Origin of the sequence: uncultured Lutibacter sp. (genome assembly GCF_947493565.1) — a bacterium.
Classification (GTDB): Bacteria; Bacteroidota; Bacteroidia; order Flavobacteriales; family Flavobacteriaceae; genus Lutibacter; species Lutibacter aestuarii.
This window is the reverse complement of sequence record NZ_CANLRG010000001.1, coordinates 270,213-287,249: the sequence shown is the minus strand read 5'-3', so window position 1 is coordinate 287,249 and position 17,037 is coordinate 270,213. Positions and strand designations below refer to the sequence as shown.

16 protein-coding genes are annotated in these 17,037 nt (G+C 31.1%); 6 read left to right on the top strand and 10 right to left on the bottom strand.

The features are described from left to right. The 4 genes from tatC to Q0714_RS01215 are packed head-to-tail and all read left to right on the top strand — an operon-like array spanning position 1 to position 2,856. A complete protein-coding gene (tatC, locus tag Q0714_RS01230; RefSeq protein WP_298262473.1) occupies positions 1–822 on the top strand; it encodes a twin-arginine translocase subunit TatC in 822 nt (273 codons plus the stop codon). Continuing rightward, on the top strand, positions 815–1,171 hold the full coding sequence (locus Q0714_RS01225; RefSeq protein WP_298262472.1) for a carboxymuconolactone decarboxylase family protein: 357 nt from the start codon (positions 815–817) through the stop codon (positions 1,169–1,171). Before tatC ends, Q0714_RS01225 begins: the two co-directional genes overlap by 8 nt. Before the next feature lie 14 nt (positions 1,172–1,185). After that, positions 1,186–1,926, top strand: a complete 741-nt coding sequence (gene lptB / locus Q0714_RS01220; protein ID WP_298262471.1) for an LPS export ABC transporter ATP-binding protein — start codon at positions 1,186–1,188, stop codon at positions 1,924–1,926. Positions 1,927–1,941: 15 nt separating this feature from the next. Next, positions 1,942–2,856, top strand: coding sequence for a glutaminase (locus Q0714_RS01215; RefSeq protein ID WP_298262470.1), 915 nt, complete (start codon positions 1,942–1,944; stop codon positions 2,854–2,856). Here Q0714_RS01215 and Q0714_RS01210 read toward each other — a convergent pair. Then, a complete protein-coding gene (locus tag Q0714_RS01210) occupies positions 2,853–3,593 on the bottom strand; it encodes a CDP-alcohol phosphatidyltransferase family protein (RefSeq protein WP_298262469.1) in 741 nt (246 codons plus the stop codon). The two genes, Q0714_RS01215 and Q0714_RS01210, sit on opposite strands and share 4 nt — an antisense overlap. Before the next feature lie 78 nt (positions 3,594–3,671). Between Q0714_RS01210 and Q0714_RS01205 the strand changes: the two genes are divergently transcribed. Both Q0714_RS01205 and Q0714_RS01200 read left to right on the top strand, forming a co-directional pair. Then, positions 3,672–4,640, top strand: coding sequence for an alpha/beta fold hydrolase (locus Q0714_RS01205; protein ID WP_298262468.1), 969 nt, complete (start codon positions 3,672–3,674; stop codon positions 4,638–4,640). A gap of 128 nt (positions 4,641–4,768) precedes the next feature. Further along, complete coding sequence (locus Q0714_RS01200; RefSeq protein WP_298262467.1) at positions 4,769–5,941, top strand: DUF4105 domain-containing protein; 1,173 nt, start codon at positions 4,769–4,771, stop codon at positions 5,939–5,941. Between the two features lie 232 nt (positions 5,942–6,173). Here Q0714_RS01200 and Q0714_RS01195 read toward each other — a convergent pair whose 3' ends face one another. The 9 genes from Q0714_RS01195 to Q0714_RS01155 all read right to left on the bottom strand — a co-directional run bounded on the left by Q0714_RS01195 (position 6,174) and on the right by Q0714_RS01155 (position 17,029). Further along, positions 6,174–7,559, bottom strand: coding sequence for a sugar transferase (locus Q0714_RS01195; protein ID WP_298262466.1), 1,386 nt, complete (start codon positions 7,557–7,559; stop codon positions 6,174–6,176). Positions 7,560–7,611: 52 nt separating this feature from the next. Beyond that, a complete protein-coding gene (locus tag Q0714_RS01190) occupies positions 7,612–8,355 on the bottom strand; it encodes a glycosyltransferase family 2 protein (RefSeq protein ID WP_298262465.1) in 744 nt (247 codons plus the stop codon). 3 nt (positions 8,356–8,358) lie between these two features. Then, positions 8,359–9,642, bottom strand: a complete 1,284-nt coding sequence (locus Q0714_RS01185; protein ID WP_298262464.1) for a phenylacetate--CoA ligase family protein — start codon at positions 9,640–9,642, stop codon at positions 8,359–8,361. Continuing rightward, on the bottom strand, positions 9,642–10,646 hold the full coding sequence (locus Q0714_RS01180; protein ID WP_298262463.1) for a glycosyltransferase family 4 protein: 1,005 nt from the start codon (positions 10,644–10,646) through the stop codon (positions 9,642–9,644). Before Q0714_RS01180 ends, Q0714_RS01185 begins: the two co-directional genes overlap by 1 nt. After that, positions 10,643–11,995, bottom strand: a complete 1,353-nt coding sequence (locus Q0714_RS01175) for an O-antigen ligase (protein WP_298262462.1) — start codon at positions 11,993–11,995, stop codon at positions 10,643–10,645. The genes Q0714_RS01180 and Q0714_RS01175 overlap by 4 nt, the downstream gene beginning before the upstream one ends. Further along, the gene (locus tag Q0714_RS01170) at positions 11,985–13,124 is read right to left on the bottom strand and encodes a glycosyltransferase (RefSeq protein ID WP_298262461.1); all 1,140 of its coding nucleotides are present in this window, start codon (positions 13,122–13,124) and stop codon (positions 11,985–11,987) included. The genes Q0714_RS01175 and Q0714_RS01170 overlap by 11 nt, the downstream gene beginning before the upstream one ends. 184 nt (positions 13,125–13,308) lie before the next feature. Beyond that, on the bottom strand, positions 13,309–14,520 hold the full coding sequence (locus tag Q0714_RS01165; RefSeq protein ID WP_298262460.1) for a glycosyltransferase: 1,212 nt from the start codon (positions 14,518–14,520) through the stop codon (positions 13,309–13,311). Continuing rightward, positions 14,517–15,653: a glycosyltransferase family 4 protein gene (locus Q0714_RS01160; RefSeq protein WP_298262459.1), complete on the bottom strand. Its 1,137-nt coding sequence runs from the start codon at positions 15,651–15,653 to the stop codon at positions 14,517–14,519. The genes Q0714_RS01165 and Q0714_RS01160 overlap by 4 nt, the downstream gene beginning before the upstream one ends. Next, on the bottom strand, positions 15,644–17,029 hold the full coding sequence (locus Q0714_RS01155; RefSeq protein ID WP_298262458.1) for a hypothetical protein: 1,386 nt from the start codon (positions 17,027–17,029) through the stop codon (positions 15,644–15,646). The genes Q0714_RS01160 and Q0714_RS01155 overlap by 10 nt, the downstream gene beginning before the upstream one ends. Positions 17,030–17,037 lie beyond the last annotated feature (8 nt).

The window sequence follows — 17,037 nt, the reverse complement described above, 5'->3', positions numbered from 1 at the left end:
ATGGCAAAAAAAGAAGAAAAAGACATGTCGTTTTTAGACCATGTTGAAGAGTTAAGATGGCATTTAGTACGTTCAACTTTTGCAGTAATGTTGGTTGCTATTATTGCTTTTTTAATGAAAGATTTTATTTTTAACAAAATTATCTTTGCACCTAAAAATGCTGATTTTTTCACCTACCAATTCTTTTGTAAGGTGTCTAAATTCTTTGGAACCGATGGTTTGTGTATTGATGATATTCCTTTTACGTTTCAAAGTTTAGCAATGGCTGAACAGTTTAGTGTGCATATATGGACTTCAATTACAGCAGGTTTTATTATTGCCTTTCCATTTATTATTTGGGAATTTTGGAAATTTATTAGCCCTGGTTTGTATGAAAAAGAACGTAAAGGAGCTAAAAGCTTTATCATTATTTCCTCTTTTTTATTTTTCATTGGAGTATTATTTGGATACTATGTAGTTACACCGCTTTCAGTGAACTTTTTAGGAAATTATTCCATCAGTGATATGGTAGAAAGAAACATAAAAATTGGTTCTTATATTGCTTTGGTAAGATCCTCAACACTAGCTTCTGGCTTAATTTTTGAATTGCCAATTATTATGTACTTTTTAACCAAAATGGGCTTGATTACTCCAGAATTTTTAAGAAAATATAGAAAACATGCCTTGGTATTAGTACTAATTTTAGCTGCGGTTATTACACCACCTGATATCATTAGTCAAATAATTGTAGCTATCCCTATTTTATTGTTGTATGAAGTGAGTATATATATCTCAAAAATAGTACTAAAACGTGAACGTAAAAGAGAACAAGAAAATGCCTAATCAAATAGAAGAATTCAATGCTTATCGTCAAAAAATGAACGATAAAATTTTATCTGATGACAATAAAGTTATCAAAAGAATATTTAATTTAGATACCAATGCTTACAAAAGTGGTCATTTAGACGTTAAAACAAAAGAATTACTAGGCTTGGTAGCATCTGCAGTACTTCGTTGTGATGACTGCATAAAATACCATCTAGAAACGGCTTTTAAACAAGGAGCTTCTAAAGAAGAAGTGATGGAAACACTCTCTATTGCTACTTTGGTAGGTGGAACCATTGTAATTCCACATTTAAGAAGGGCTTATGAGTTTTGGGAAGCATTAGAGTACAATCATACAAATCGCTAAAAAGTAAAACAACAATGATATTAAGAGCCGAAAATATTAAAAAAAAATATGGGAGTCGCTATGTAGTGAAAGGCATTTCATTAGAGGTAGAACAAGGACAAATAGTAGGGTTGCTCGGACCTAATGGAGCAGGTAAAACAACCTCCTTTTATATGATTGTTGGTATGATTAAACCCAATGAAGGAAGCATTTTTTTAAATGATAAAGAGATTACCGATTTTCCAATGCATAAAAGAGCACAACAAGGGGTTGGATATTTAGCACAAGAAGCCTCTGTTTTTAGAAAATTATCGGTAGAAGACAATATTATGTCCGTATTACAATTTACCGACCTTTCAAAAATTGAACAAAAGAAAAAATTAGAATCTCTAATTGAAGAATTTAGCTTAGGTCATGTACGTACCAATCGCGGTGATTTACTTTCAGGTGGAGAACGACGTAGAACAGAAATTGCTCGTGCCTTGGCTTCCGACCCAAAATTTATTTTATTAGATGAACCTTTTGCTGGTGTTGACCCCATTGCCGTAGAAGATATTCAAAGTATTGTAGCACACTTAAAAGATAGAAACATTGGTATTTTAATTACCGACCACAATGTTCAAGAAACTCTTGCCATTACAGATAAAACTTACTTAATGTTTGAAGGAGGTATTTTAAAAGAAGGAACTCCTCAAGAACTTGCTGAAGATGAAACTGTTAGACGTGTTTATTTAGGAAAAGACTTTGAACTTAAAAAGAAAAAGTTTTCATCATAAAATAATTCAACAGCTATGAATTATAAACCTATAATAGCTAGAGTTGTTAAGCAGTTAGAAAATTTCAATAACTGTGGCGAAGTTGCAGATTATATTTCTGAGCTTCGTTTGGTAGATCCTCATAAATTTGGAATTCATCTAACCACAATAAAAAATAAGCAATACAGTTTTGGAGATGCTCATGAAAAATTTTCTATCCAAAGTATTGCCAAAGTATTGTCTTTAGTTTTAGCTTTTAAATTAGAAAACAATCATTTATGGAAACGTGTAGGTGTTGAACCTTCAGGAACTTCCTTTAATTCATTGGCTCAATTAGAACTAGATGGTGGTATTCCTAGAAATCCACTAATCAATTCAGGCGCTATTGTTATTTGTGATGTCTTGATTTCTCATTTAAAAAACCCAAAAAAAGATTTTATTGAATTTGTACGAAAAGTTTCTGGAATTGAAACCATTGATTATTGTCCTAGAATTGCTGAATCTGAAAAATTAACAGGATATCGAAATACTGCTTTGGTAAATTTAATGAAAGCCTATAACAATATCCATAACGATATTGATGAAATTATGGATTTTTATTTCAATTTATGTTCTATTGAAATGACGTGCCAAGAACTTTCTCAAACATTTTTGTTTTTAGCCAATCATGGCATTTGCCCTGCTACTCAAGAAAAAATTATCTCCAAAAGTAAATCCAAAAGAATCAATGCTATTATGCAATCTTGTGGGTTTTATGATGAAGCTGGAGAATTTGCTTTTAAAGTAGGCTTACCAGGCAAAAGCGGTGTTGGTGGAGGCATTATTGCCATTTACCCTCATAAATATAGCATTGCTGTATGGAGTCCAAAATTAAATAAAAAAGGAAATTCAACCAAAGGAGTTCAATTTTTAGAATTGTTTACTACCGAAACGCAAACTTCAATTTTCTAATTAGTAGCATCCTTAAAAAGTACTGCCATTAATACGTATAATAAAATAACCATAGGGATGGCTACAAATTGAAAAAACACACATAATACTGCTGTAAAACCTACAAATACATACTTAACTTTATTAGATTTCCAAGTATAATCTTTAAACTTTAAAGAAAATAACGGAATCTCAGCATTCATTAAAAAACTTAGTAAAAAGGTAAGTACTATTAAAAACCACTTATTTTCAATTAAATTTACAGCAAATTCTAAAGAACTATAGGTTAAAATTAATGGTAACGATAATACAACTAAAGCTGCTGCTGGTGTTGGTAAACCTATAAAAGAAGTTGTTTGACGTTCATCAATATTAAATTTTGCTAATCTGTAAGCTGCTGCCAATGTAATTAACAAACCTACGTATGGCAAAAGTTCAACCTCTGAAGTTTTCCAAGATATAATTTCTGTATTAAAAATTTCTAAACTATTTTTCGTTTTTAATAGTTGAAACATCACAATACCTGGCACCACCCCACTCGTAACTACATCTGCTAATGAGTCTAATTGTTTTCCTAACTCGCCTTGAACTTTTAATAATCGTGCTGCAAATCCATCAAAAAAATCAAAAAATATTCCTAAAAACACAAAATAAGCAGCCAAAATTAACTCCCCTTCTACTGCAAAAATAGCAGCAATAGTTCCTGATAATAAATTAAGTAAGGTAAGAACATTGGGAAGGTGATTTTTATAGATCATAAAGTTAAATTTTCGTAAATTTAATAAACTATTTATTTAATAAGATTTAATTATATTTAAATTTTTAAAAACTTTTAAATGCCCATCATTAAATCGTCTTATACTCCTCCTTTTTATTTTAAAAACACCCATTTCAACACTATTTATAAAACCTTATTTATAAAAGGTCAAATTGCCTACCGTAGAGAACGAATACCAACACCTGACAATGATTTTTTAGACTTAGATTTTTCTACTGTAGGTTCCAAAACTTTGGTAATTGCCTTGCACGGTCTCGAAGGAAGCTCACAATCTAAATATATAGTTTCGGTAGTCAATTATTTAAATTCAAAAGCAATAGATTGTTTAGCCGTTAATTTTAGAGGTTGTAGCGGTGAAGATAATTTGAATTTATATTCTTATAACAGCGGAAAAACAGATGATGTAAACGCTATTATTCATCATGTATTAAACAAGTATTCTTATACAAATATTTTATTATTAGGCTATAGTATGGGAGGAAATATCACCTTAAAATACATGGGAGAAACTCAAAATATTCCTTCCGAAATTAAAGGAGCTGTTGCTATTTCAACGCCTTGTAATTTGGAAGGTTCTTCTTTAGCCTTGTCAAAGTGGGAAAACAGGATTTATTTAAAGCGCTTTTTAAGAAGTTTAAAAAGTAAATCACTTCAAAAACTAAAAAAATTTCCTCACAATATTTTAAATAAAGAAGCGATATTGAAAGCTAATAATTTTATGGAATTTGATAATGCTGTTACTGCGCCAGTGTTTGGATTTAAAAATGCACAAGATTATTACGCGCAATCTAGTTCCATTCACTTTATTCCAACTATACAAAAGCCAACGCTTTTAATCAATGCTTTGGATGATACCTTTTTATCTGAAAATTGTTATCCATTTGCATTGGCGAACAAACACGCTTATTTAAGCTTAGAAACCCCAACTTATGGCGGACATGTTGGTTTCAACACTGCTCTTGGTAAAACTAAATTATATTGGAGTGAACATCGAATTTTTGAATTTATACAACATATTATTTCTTAAATTTAAAACATAACTTCTAAAGTTTTTTTACATTCGTAACTTTAAAATCATACTTATACTTTAAAAAAGTAAGTAGTAACATTTAAATTCATTCACTAACAAGCAATAGACTCTCTTAACTAATTATAATGAAAAAATATGTATTTATTTTTAGCCTCCTGTGTTGTTTTATCATAAACAGTACTGCACAAAATAAGCTTTCAGACAAAGCAACGGTGAGTGTGGTAACGTGTGGACCTGGTTCAGAGCTATTTACAGCATTTGGTCATAGTGCATTTAGAGTTTATGACCCTTTAATTGGTTTTGATAAAATATACAATTATGGTACGTTCGATTTTAATGCGCCTAATTTTTATTTAAATTTTGCCAAAGGAAAATTAACCTACTTTTTATCAACCACTCGTTTTAATTACTTTTTACAAGTATATCGATACGAAAATAGGTGGGTAAAAACACAAGAACTCAATTTAACACCAAACGAAGTACAAGCTGTTTTTAATTTTTTGGAACAAAACGCTAAACCTGAAAATAGAGACTATCAATACGACTTTTTTTATGATAATTGCTCCACTAAAATTGAAGAAGTACTTACCACTGTTTTAAAGGATAAAATTGTTTTTAGCAACCAACATATCACTACACAAAAATCGCATAGAGATTTGATTGCAGATTACACCAAAGCAAATTACAAATGGGGTAAATTTGGAATAGATTTGGCATTAGGGTCAGTTATTGATGATAAAGCAACCAAAGATGATTATAAATTTTTACCAGATTATATTTTTCAAGCTTTCAACAACGCGAGCATCCAAAAAAATGACCATCAAGAGCCTTTAGTAAAAAAAACTACTACTATTTTAAATGAAAATAACTCTAAAAAAGAAACATTGTTCTTTCAACCTTTGATTGTTTTTATATTGTTAAGCATCGGTATTCTTTTTATCACTTTCAAAAACTATAAAAACCAATCCCGTTCTAAGTACTTAGATTTTTTACTTTTTTTTAGTACTGGAATTATTGGAATAGTTGTTTTATTACTATGGTTTGCTACTAGCCATACAGCTACCTATAAAAATTTAAATTTTTTATGGGCTTTTGCACCTAATAGTATTATTGCTTTTTATTTTTTAAAATCAAAAATACCTACGTGGTTACAGTTTTACATCTTGTTTTTACTACTTTTATTACTGGGTATGGGTATCACTTGGATATTAAAAATTCAAGTCTTTAATAGTGCTTTGTTACCCTTCATACTAGCATTAGCTGTTAGATATAGTTATTTAAGTTATCGTTTGAACTAACAAGCATTATTTATTTGTGAGGGTGAACGTAATTAATAACGTGTTAATTTTCAGATATTGTTTGGAGGTACTATTTGGTAAACTGCTTCATTTTGTTTGCAATAACGGTTTGATACGTCTTTGCGAGAAGTTAAAAACAACGAAGCAAACTTTTGCGATTGCTTCACTGTAAAGTTTTAAAAAGAGCAGAGTAAACGCATCGTAAAACGCTAAAAATTAGACACAAACAATTTTAAGTCCCTCTAAAAAATAACACCGTACTAATGGTTTTTATCACTATTCTAAAATCTAGCAATAAATTACGTTCTTTTATATAGTACAAATCGTACATTAATTTTTTTTGCTGATCATCTACAGAACTCGCATATGGGTGCATTACTTGAGCCCATCCTGTTAAACCTGGTTTAATCACATGTCTAATGGAATAAAACGGAATTTCGTTTTCTAATTGTGTTACAAATTCTGGTCGTTCAGGTCGAGGTCCTATCAAACTCATTTCTCCTTTAAATACATTGATAAACTGAGGAACTTCATCCAATCGTGTTTTTCGTAATAAACGACCAAAACGAGTCACTCTAACATCATTTTTTTGTGCCCATTCAGCACCATTTTTTTCTGCATCAACCACCATAGACCTAAATTTAATAATCTTAAATTCTCTACCTCGTTTTCCAACTCTAGTTTGTTTGTACAATAAACTTCCTCTATTTGCCATCAAATTCCCCAAAGCTACTAAAGGTGTTAAGGCTATAAAAAAAACAATCCCCACCAAGGCACATACTACATCTAATATACGTCTAAATGCTAAATACAAGTTATTTTGATGACTTTTACTAAAGGTAAAATAATTATAAAAATTAGGGTTTAGTTGATTTTCTGAAACTCTCAATGTTTCTTCTTCTAAAAAGCTATCAAAATTTTTAATACTCATTCCTTTTTCAAACAAATCAATTAACTGTTTATTGATTGCTCCTTTAATGAAATTTAAGTTATTAGCAGATACCAAAATTTCATTGATATTTTTGGTGAGTACTAATTTTTCAATTTTGGTAGTTGTACTAGAAATAAACAACGCTTCACCTAAACTATCTATTGGGTGTTCAGAAATATAGGCAACTGTTTTAATTGCTTCATTATCAGTTATTGAATTTACCAATTTTTCTATTTCATCTCGATTGCCAATTAGTAAAATATTCTTTAAAAATCTAGGAGAAAATATAAATTGTATGTATAAAAACCTATTCAGTAAAATAGCGAACAATAAGGTAAGTGTAAAATAGACTATCTGTATCCTATTTTGAGGAAGTTCAGGAGAAATAATTGGTGTAAATACATAAAACAATACGGTAAATACTACAGTAATTAAAGTACTTCTAAGTGTTAAATATTGGTCGCTGGCCACTTTTAAATCGTACATTTCAAAAATTTCACCAAAAAACCAAACGTACACCGCTAACAAAAAAATCCAAGAGATATTTTTTGAACTGGCAATGTTAAAATATTGAAAGTTGAAATAGTAACTTACAACTAACAATCCTGTTAACGCAAAAATAACATCAAAAAAACGCAAGTATAGTTTACGTTCAGAAATACTGAAATGTAAGGTATCTTGGGGCATGTTAGCTTGTTAATTTTTAACAAAAATAACTACTTAGAACTAAATAGCGCTATTATTTTAACATTTTATTCATAAATAGCCTTGTAAAGTAAAAGGCAGATTGTATCAAATTTAGCTTTTCCAATGTTCTATATACTTTCCAATTATAAGTTAACAATTTTAATTTATTACTAGAAAGAGACAACTTTCTTTTGGTATAATACGCCAATGGCTGTTCAATACCTCTTGCAATGTTATTGTTTTTGGTAATTTTCAACCATAAAGCCCAATCTTGACGCTTTTTTAATAATGGAAAATATACTTTACCTACGTGTGGTACGCTATACATGACTGTTAAACAGCCTAAAAAATTATTCTTTAGCAAGTCATTATAACTCACTTGTTGTTTTGCCTTCAATACTTTTATGCGATCTCCAAATTCATTTACAACAACGTAAGAAGTAAACGACAACGCACAGTGTTGTTGTTGCATAAAACCAACCTGAATGGTTAACTTCTCTGGATGCCATCGATCATCACTGTCTAAAAAAGCAATAAACGTACCTTTAGCAATGTCAAGTGCTTTATTTCTAGCAACAGCTGTACCAGAGTTTTTAGATAGTTTAATTAATGTTATTCTTAGATCCCTAGTTATCAATTTTTCAATACTAGCTATAGAGTCATCCGTTGAAGCATCATCCACTATAATCAACTCCCAGTACGGATAACTTTGAGCTAAAACACTTTCAATACTAGCTGTTATAAAAGCTGCTGCATTGTAGTTAGGCATAATAATACTTACCAGTGCTTCTTTCATTTCTTAAATTGTAGATATAAAACCTTTTAATTTACCATTTTCAGCAATAATGGTTTGTGCTGTTTTAATGGTTATTTCAATATCATTTTTAAAGTAGTTGCCAATTTCATTTTTTAAAATACTTAACTCATCAGTTGTTAACGTTTGTTCAATTAAAAAGATTAACGCTCCTTTTTTTATTTGATGTACTTGATAGGTTAACAATAGTTGATGAGTTTTCGCTAAGTTTTTAAAAATATAATAAAAATACAAGCTTGGGTAGGTTTCTTTTTTTCCATACACCAGCTCACCCACTCTCCCTGTAACTTCCTCAATGATATGATGTTGCATTCCGCACGCACATTTTTTACTTTTTGGAGCTAGTTTGATATAATCACCTAGTCGATACCTGATTATTGGAAATGATTGCATTTGTAAATTGGTAACCACTATTTCATGATTCCATTCTTCAACAATCACTCCTTCCATGTTGATATGCATATTTCCATTTGGACATTCAAAAGCAATAATCCCCGTTTCTGCTGCACCATATTCACTAATCATTTTTACTCCAAAAGCTTGTTCAATTTCATTTTGATAGGTGCCATAAATCTTTTCAGAAGTTCCCTTTACCATTTTTAATAAACCAGGTTTTTCTATCTGTTGGGTATTAATGTATTTAGCCAATTCATAAATTAAGGAGGAATACCCATGTAAAAAATGTGCTTTTTTTAATTTTTTAGCAAACCTTTGAAGTGCCTGTTGTTGAAGTTTAAATAAACGAAACCTATTTTGTAAAGCATCTAAAAACTTGGTTTTTAATTGTGAGAACATTGAAAAATTGTATCCCCAAAAATAGCCATTACGTTCCCAAGGTTGAACTTGATACCAAGTATATCCTCTAAAAATTGCTGCTCTATTAAAGGAATCTGCTTGCTCTTCTCTTTTAAAGTTTAAAGTACTTCCTGTAGTTCCAGAAGTAGTTGCCTTCACATATTTTTTTAATTTTTGTTGGCTATGCAGCTCTTTATTATAAGTTATCAATTCTTCTTTGGTGATGATTGGAATTTTATTCAAATCAGCCAAACTCGTAATCATAGAAGGAGTTATTCCTAAACTTTCCAACTTATTTTTATAATAAGGAGTATGATTGAACGCATTATTCACCAATTTTTTTAATTGTTGCAGTTGATAAGCTTCCAATTCTTTTAAGCTCCATTTTTCAGTAGTCTTTAAAAACTGTAACTGTTGGTTTAACGAAGGATTTCGCAGCTTTTGACCTAATTTAAAAATGATTTTATACCACATCAACTTAAAATTTTCTTCCACGATAGTTTTACGGTTTCCAAATCAAATTTTGAAATCATTGCTCTTGCATTTATCGTTAATTGTTGTCCTACACTTTCATGATTTAAAAGAAACAAAATTTTAGCTACCATCTGCTCAACATTTTTTGATTCCACTAAAAGCCCTGTTTCTTCATGCGCTATTAAATAAGGAATCCCCCCTACATTAGTTGAAACTACTGGTAAGCCTAATGCCATAGCTTCAATGACACTTACAGGAGTGTTATCTATCGTTGTGGTATTGATAAAAATATCAAAATTTTTAGCTTTTTGTAACCATTCTTCTTTAGTTAAATAGCCTGTAAATTCAATGTTATTGGTTAATTTTTTTAGTCTTGCCAAAGCTTTTGCCTGTTGCAAAGAGCCATCTTTATCTGGACCTACCATACAAAGTTGCGCCTTTGGATACGTTTTTTTTAAGGCTTCCAATACGGCTATCGCCATGAATGGGTTGTATATTTGATCAAACGCACGTACCCATAGTAATTTAGGCGCTAATTGCTTTCTTTTTTTAAATGAATAGCGCTGTAAATCAATTCCATTGGCAATAAATTCAGTCTTAAAATTATAGGATAAAAACACCTCTTTTAGATACTTAGATGGGGCTATATTTATAGTAGCATTTGAAAATATTAACCGACTTAATCGTGGATGCTCTTGGAGTCTTTTAGGCAAGTTTCCTCCATGTAAAATTGGAATATAACTTATATAAAATAACCTAGCCAATTGAGATACAATTAAAGCATAATAAAAATTAAGTGTACTGTAGGTGTCAATTAAAACTATGGAAGCTTTTCGATGTTTTAACAGTCCCCAACACATATGCAACAATCGGAAAATTTTGCTTTTTTTATCCGAGTAGCTATCTACTTCCATCCCTAACTCTTTTAATACAAGACTTAATTGATTAGAAGTGGTTGGGTTCCCTCCTTTTAAATGATTTCCTATGTAAAGAACTTTTTTCATTCGGTACTGGCAACTTTAGAAATTTCCAACTCTTTAAAAGTAATTTTTGCAACACTTAGTCCATAAATAAAAGCAGGAAAAGCAATACGCATTGCTGAATGGTTGATGGTTAAAAACCAAAATAATAAAAATGCTCCTAAAAAACCTCTTGCTAAAAAAGGTTGTTTTAATATATGCCTTGTTGGGATCGCTAATAAAATAATCAATATCAAAACCCCTACCATTCCGTGTTCAGAAATCAATCTACCAATTTCATTGTGTGAGGCTGCTAATTTATCCAACTTATCCAGTCTATAAAATTTGCTACCTCCAACACCTAAACCAAAATAAGGATTATCAAAAAACCCCTCTAATTCAGCTTTTAAAATATCTAACCTCCCCGTAGTAAAATCATTTTTAGCAATCCCAGCAGCATTTTTATTTGTGTACCTATTAATAATCATGCCATCTGTAATGTTGACTGTATAAATCATTAAAAAAATTCCAAATAAAAATGTTAAGCCCAAATATTTGAAAAGGTTTTTTAATTGATTTTTTGTAACCAAAACATAGTAAAAAATAAAAACACTAAGCGCTATTAAAGCAGTTAATATACCTCCCCTTGAGAAAGTCAATACCCCACGATACGTAATATAAACTAAAAAGAAAAAATCTACTCCAAAAAAAGAAAAAATACGCCTTTTAAAAACCAAATGTATTGCAAAAACAAATACTCCTAAACCTAAAATAGTTGCTACTTGATTGGGCCCAAATCCACCTGAAGCTGCAAAATTAGCTTCACCTCCAAAACGAATATTTTCAATATCAGGAGTTTTAAAATACAACAAACTTAACATCGAAATAATTGGCAAGCCCATTACAAACAACAGGTTTAAAAGTGCTGTTAAAGAGATAGGACGCTTGTAAAAATAAATAGCGCTTAACCCCAATAAAACAGGACCACTCAAATTAAAAGCAATCGCCTTTCTAATAGATTCATCAAATGGTAAATCCATAAAAGCAATCCCTATCAATAATAATAGTATATAAATTAAATAACCTACAGAAATGTGATGCCTTCGTTTTTCCACCCATAAGCCAACTCCTAAAAATAACAATACCGAATATTTAGGCAATTCATGAAAAACCATCCCTCCAGACATCCTAAACAACACTTCAGCGCCAATCATATAAGCACTCCAAAATATGGCTTGGTTTTCATCATTTTTAGCACGTATAATAAACAGCACCCCAAATACAACTATCAATGCAGAGTATATTTTAGTAATCATACCTGACAGTAACAACACTCCTAATACCAAATGGAAAGAAGCTAGCAAAAAACGCGTATTTAAAATGTTAACTTTCATCTTTGTAGATTTCTACTAGTTTATTCATATAAACCTCTTGGCTATAATTTTGTTGAATTCGTTGCTGTAAAGCCACTCCCCATGCATCTCTTTTATGGGCATTCTCAATTAAAAATTGCAGTGCATTGACTAATTCATTGCTATTTTCTGCTGGAACTACCAACCCACATTGCTGATGTTTAACTACAGAGCTACATTCCCCTACATTAGTCACCACCACTGGTAATTTTGCCAAACCATATTCTAATAAAGCTACTGGCAATCCTTCAGAGTTGGAAGCCAATACGCCTATAGCAGCTTGTTGCAATACCTCAGCGACATTTTTAATACTTCCGTACAAAAATACATGGTTATTTAAGTCATTAGCCACTATAAAAGAATTAATTTGATAAGCATAGGCATCATTAAAATCCTTTCCTACCAAATGTAAACTCCAATCTGGGTACTGCTGTTTTATTTTAATAAATGCTTTTAGTAAATTTAAATGGTCTTTTTCTGGTCTTAAATTTGCCAAACATACGATACGTTTTTCCTCTTCACCGAATAAATTATTTTCTATAATTTTACTTACTTTTAAAGCTGCAAAATTAGGTAAATAGTACTTCTGAATTGAATAACTATTTTTCAAAGCCCATAAATGAAGGCTTTTATTTACTGAAATTGTAGTGAAAAAAAAATTTGATAATAGTATTATTGAAGTTTTTTTAAAAAAAGATAAATTAATAGTATTGCCATAATGATTATGCCAAATAAGCCGAACGTTTGGACAAAAAAGCGTGACCAAATACGCCATAAAGTAAGAAGATGAATGCGCATGAATCAAATTTATTTGATGCTTTTTTACATACGCTATCAATTTTTTAAGTGCAACAATGTCTAAGGTATATTTTTTATTTAAAAACACATAAGAAACATTGGGTGCTATTTTTTCTTTTAAATCTCCTTCTTTTCGGGTAACTCCTATATGTGACACCACGCCCAACTCCGCCAAACCATTGGCGATGTTTACAGCCATCATTTCTGCCCCACCTGCCTGTAAGGAATCTATAAGTTGTATGACGTTTAGTTGTTTGATAATACTATAATTTTTAATGTCATTGCGAGCAACGCGAAGCAATCCCCCAGTCATTGCGAGCACAGCGAAGCAATCCCTCACGTCATTGCGAGCACAGCGAAGCAATCTCCCAGTCATTGCGAACAAAGCGAAGCAATCTCCCAGTCATTGCGAACAAAGTGAAGCAATCCCCCAGTCATTGCGAACACAGCGAAGCAATCCCCCAGTCATTGCGAACAAAGTGAAGCAATCCCTCACGTCATTGCGAGCACAGCGAAGCAATCCCCTGCTCAAATTTTTCCAACGTAAAGTTTCGTGACCACTCTAACGCATTTTTTGAATGCATCTTATACATTTCAATAGTTGTTAAATATCTTTTAATTACAATACAAATTTCATTCACATTTGGAGCTACTATAGTTCCTCTACTTCCTTCACCTAACATATATGGGATGCAAGATACGTTACTTGTAATAGGTACGCAACCCCAAAACATGGCTTCTGCAACCACTTTAGGCCACCCTTCAGATTTAGATATAAACACCAAAAAATGCGCTTTTTGGTAGGCTTTTTTTACCATATCTTTAGCTGTATTTCCATGTAAAATCACTTCTTGTTGCAATTGCTTAGTAGCTATATAGTTTTCAAGCTTTGTACGTTCTTCTCCATCGCCATAAATATCTAATTGTACTGCATATCCCATGGCTTTTAATTGTTCTGCCACTTGAACACTTACTAAGGGTTGTTTTCCTATCGTTAAACCACCTACATAAATTAAGTAGAGCTTTTGAGTATCAGATTTTTCTTCAACTATTGAGTAATCTAACTTGCCAAAATTGCGAGGAGTATGCAACAAAGCAATCTCTTTATTCTTTAAAAGAGTTTTAGATGCTATTTCCTCCAACTCCGTTTCCGAATAACTTGCTGTAAAAAATGGAACAATATTTTTAGGTTGGTTTGGCCATTCTCCATACACCAATACCTTACAGTTTCTGGTTAAAAATGAATTAGACAGTAGCCATTTTTGAATTCTATAACTTAGGGGTTGTTTACTTTTAGGATCCCAATTTCCAGCATACTTTATCGTTTTAGGTTTGGTTGGAAAAACAATTTGAACCAAACAGCCTAACATCCCTACGTTTCCTGGGCAGCGCAAATGAATATGATCTGCCCAATACATGGCTTTAAAAATTTGATAACATATCAAAGGTAGTTTAAACAAAGTCTTTAGGCTGTTTTTAAATGAAGTGATATTAAATGAAGGAATAGGATTTAATTGAATAGCCTCCATTTTCTTAAACGCATAAGCACTCTCAATAGTACTCACCTTTTTAGATGAAATTGGTGCTACAATGTTAACTGCGTCCACATATTTTAGCCATAAGTTCATTTCACGTACATAAGGCTCATAAGTAAAAATACCTTGCTTCGTTAATTTATGTATAGCATGTGTTATAATGACGAATTTCAATGTATTGCGTTGTAAAAATTAATATTCTCTTGTAAACTATTCTCTAAATTAAATTTTTGGTGTACAGCATCAAAAGCGTTTTGAGCCATTGCAGCAGCTTGCTTTTTTTCTGTTAATATAAAAATTATTTTCTCAGCAATATCACTTGGTTTAAATGGATCACATGCCAATCCGTCTTTTTGATCTCTTATAATTTCTTTAAATGGTGGAATATCACTAAAAACTATTGCTTTCTTTGTTGCCATAGCCTCAATAACAGTCAACCCAAAAGATTCCATATGTGAAGGATATACGCAAACTTCTGATTGAGCAATTAATGTTGGTATCTGTTCATAAGATACCGTTCCGTAAAATGTAACATCTTGCAAATACATTTTAGGTATTCTTTTTTTTATATAGGAAGTGTACGATGGTATTTCTTCACTTTTCCAATCTCTTCCAACCAAGTGTAAAGTAGCGTTTGGTATGTTGTTTTTTACCAATAAAAAAGCTTCAATCAATTGTTTTACTCCCTTTTTTTCACAAATTGTACCAATAAATAAAATAGCATTGGGTTGTATTTCTACATCGCATTTTTTATTGAAATGCGACACATCAATAAAATTATAAATGGTTGTATATGGTTTTTTAAATTGAAGCAAGTGTTGGGTTGTTTCTCCAACAAAATTACTTACAGCTATCAATGCATCGGCTTTTTTAAAAGAAACTCTTTCTTGAAATGAACGCCATAATGCAGGCTTCTTGTTTAAAGTAACCGCAAAAAAATGATGTCCTCCATGCATTCGAATTACTTTTTTATACCAGGTTTTTTTGGGTAAAAAAGCAAATGATAACTCCGATCCTTCAACAATGTTAATGGGAGTTTGTTTGTGAATTTCTTTTATTTTTTTTCGAATACGAAAAGAATTAAAAATAAATTTTCCTAAAGATGCTTTAGATTGTGGAATTCTATATACTTGAACTCCTTTATCATTTATAAAACTTTCTTTAGAAGCAGTCATGCTAATTCCTATTACAGAAACTTTAATTTGTTGCTGTACTAAATTTCGGGCAATATTTTGAACAAAAGTTCCTATACCACCATGTGCAACTTGTTGAGTTGGATATTCATTTGTTAAATAAACTATGTGCACGATATTAATTTTTTAGCAATACGAGTTGAAGCTGTTTTTTGATGTTCTGCAATTAGGTTTAACCAAGCCTTCTGCTCTAATTTAGGGCTTTCAAAAACACAATTTAACACTTTTTTTATTTCTTTTTTGGCATCTAACCATAAAACAGGATTTAAACCTTGCATACTTCTAAAATGTTGAAATTGATAAATGGTTTCAATATTCCATTCTTTTGATACAACCGAATTATAATTCAAATAAATAGCAGGTTTCCCAAACATAGCAAAATCATGCGCCATCGTAGATCCAACATTTACTACGGCATCTGCATAATAAACCGTACTTACTAATAATTCAACATCCTTAAATGTTGGATAAATAATTTGCCAATTTGTACGGTTATTTGCATCAAAATTCCATAAAGGTGCTATTTCTTTTATGATAGATGGATACTTTAAAACTACTTCTTTAAACCTTCCAGACACATCTACAGGGGCTCTTCTTAATACAATTTGATACGGTAAATTTTCCTTTTCTATAGCGGAGGCTAAATCATTTAAATATACTGGATCAAAAGGTGAAGTACGCACATCATCTCCTGAAAAACATAGTATTTTTTTTGAAAAATCTAACGCATATTTTTCATAAAAATATTTTTTAGGAAGTATGAATTTTTTATTAAAATAAAATTCAAATTGCGGTGTTCCAGTAATCGTAATGGCTTTTGTATCAATTTCAGGATAATATAACTGCAGTTCTTTTTTCATATAGGTAGACCACACCACATAGCTATCCGTTTTTACCGTTAATCGTGCCTTAGGTAAATTATCCCAAGAAAAAATTGCCCCAACTGTTTCAATCCCTAATTGATGGGCAGCTAAAATTAATGGCAATGCATTCATTGCTCGTTGATGTGTAGAAAAAATAACATCTGGTTGTATTTGTTTTAAAAGTTCTTTTTGTAGCGTAGTACTTTTATGCAACACCAATTGCAATTGTATTTTTTCTAATGATACCACCCAAGAATATTTATTTGAAACTAATTTACCTAAAAACTGGACCAGTTTGTAAAACATTTTTTTTGCAATACTTTTGGTATTAGGTTTCCATGCATTTAATATAGTAGCATTATTTACCAACTTTTTATAATACACCAATCTAGCATAACAAACGGTTTCACGTAAAAATTTTTGGAACGCTGTTTCCTTATAATTTGGTAATTTATAAACTTCAAAGGGTTGCTTATGAACTTTTTTAATTTCTGCAATGGCTTTGGAAGAAATATTATGCAACAATACAATTTCACACTTATTTTTAAACAAGTGCTTCATTAAATTGGAATACAAATAATTTCGAATTCCAGTTCCATCAGGAATTACTATGCAAACTTTTTTCATACTAACAT

What these genes read in the sequence shown, in the direction of transcription:
- Q0714_RS01180 (WP_298262463.1), bottom strand. Translation starts at nt 10,646, where the DNA reads ATGAAAAAAGTTCTTTACATAGGAAATCATTTAAAAGGAGGGAACCCA.
- Q0714_RS01225 (WP_298262472.1), top strand. Translation starts at nt 815, where the DNA reads ATGCCTAATCAAATAGAAGAATTCAATGCTTATCGTCAAAAAATGAAC.
- tatC (WP_298262473.1), top strand. Translation starts at nt 1, where the DNA reads ATGGCAAAAAAAGAAGAAAAAGACATGTCGTTTTTAGACCATGTTGAA.
- Q0714_RS01195 (WP_298262466.1), bottom strand. Translation starts at nt 7,559, where the DNA reads ATGCCCCAAGATACCTTACATTTCAGTATTTCTGAACGTAAACTATAC.
- Q0714_RS01215 (WP_298262470.1), top strand. Translation starts at nt 1,942, where the DNA reads ATGAATTATAAACCTATAATAGCTAGAGTTGTTAAGCAGTTAGAAAAT.
- lptB (WP_298262471.1), top strand. Translation starts at nt 1,186, where the DNA reads ATGATATTAAGAGCCGAAAATATTAAAAAAAAATATGGGAGTCGCTAT.
- Q0714_RS01155 (WP_298262458.1), bottom strand. Translation starts at nt 17,029, where the DNA reads ATGAAAAAAGTTTGCATAGTAATTCCTGATGGAACTGGAATTCGAAAT.
- Q0714_RS01170 (WP_298262461.1), bottom strand. Translation starts at nt 13,124, where the DNA reads ATGACTGGGGGATTGCTTCGCGTTGCTCGCAATGACATTAAAAATTAT.
- Q0714_RS01190 (WP_298262465.1), bottom strand. Translation starts at nt 8,355, where the DNA reads ATGAAAGAAGCACTGGTAAGTATTATTATGCCTAACTACAATGCAGCA.
- Q0714_RS01185 (WP_298262464.1), bottom strand. Translation starts at nt 9,642, where the DNA reads ATGTGGTATAAAATCATTTTTAAATTAGGTCAAAAGCTGCGAAATCCT.
- Q0714_RS01210 (WP_298262469.1), bottom strand. Translation starts at nt 3,593, where the DNA reads ATGATCTATAAAAATCACCTTCCCAATGTTCTTACCTTACTTAATTTA.
- Q0714_RS01200 (WP_298262467.1), top strand. Translation starts at nt 4,769, where the DNA reads ATGAAAAAATATGTATTTATTTTTAGCCTCCTGTGTTGTTTTATCATA.
- Q0714_RS01175 (WP_298262462.1), bottom strand. Translation starts at nt 11,995, where the DNA reads ATGAAAGTTAACATTTTAAATACGCGTTTTTTGCTAGCTTCTTTCCAT.
- Q0714_RS01205 (WP_298262468.1), top strand. Translation starts at nt 3,672, where the DNA reads ATGCCCATCATTAAATCGTCTTATACTCCTCCTTTTTATTTTAAAAAC.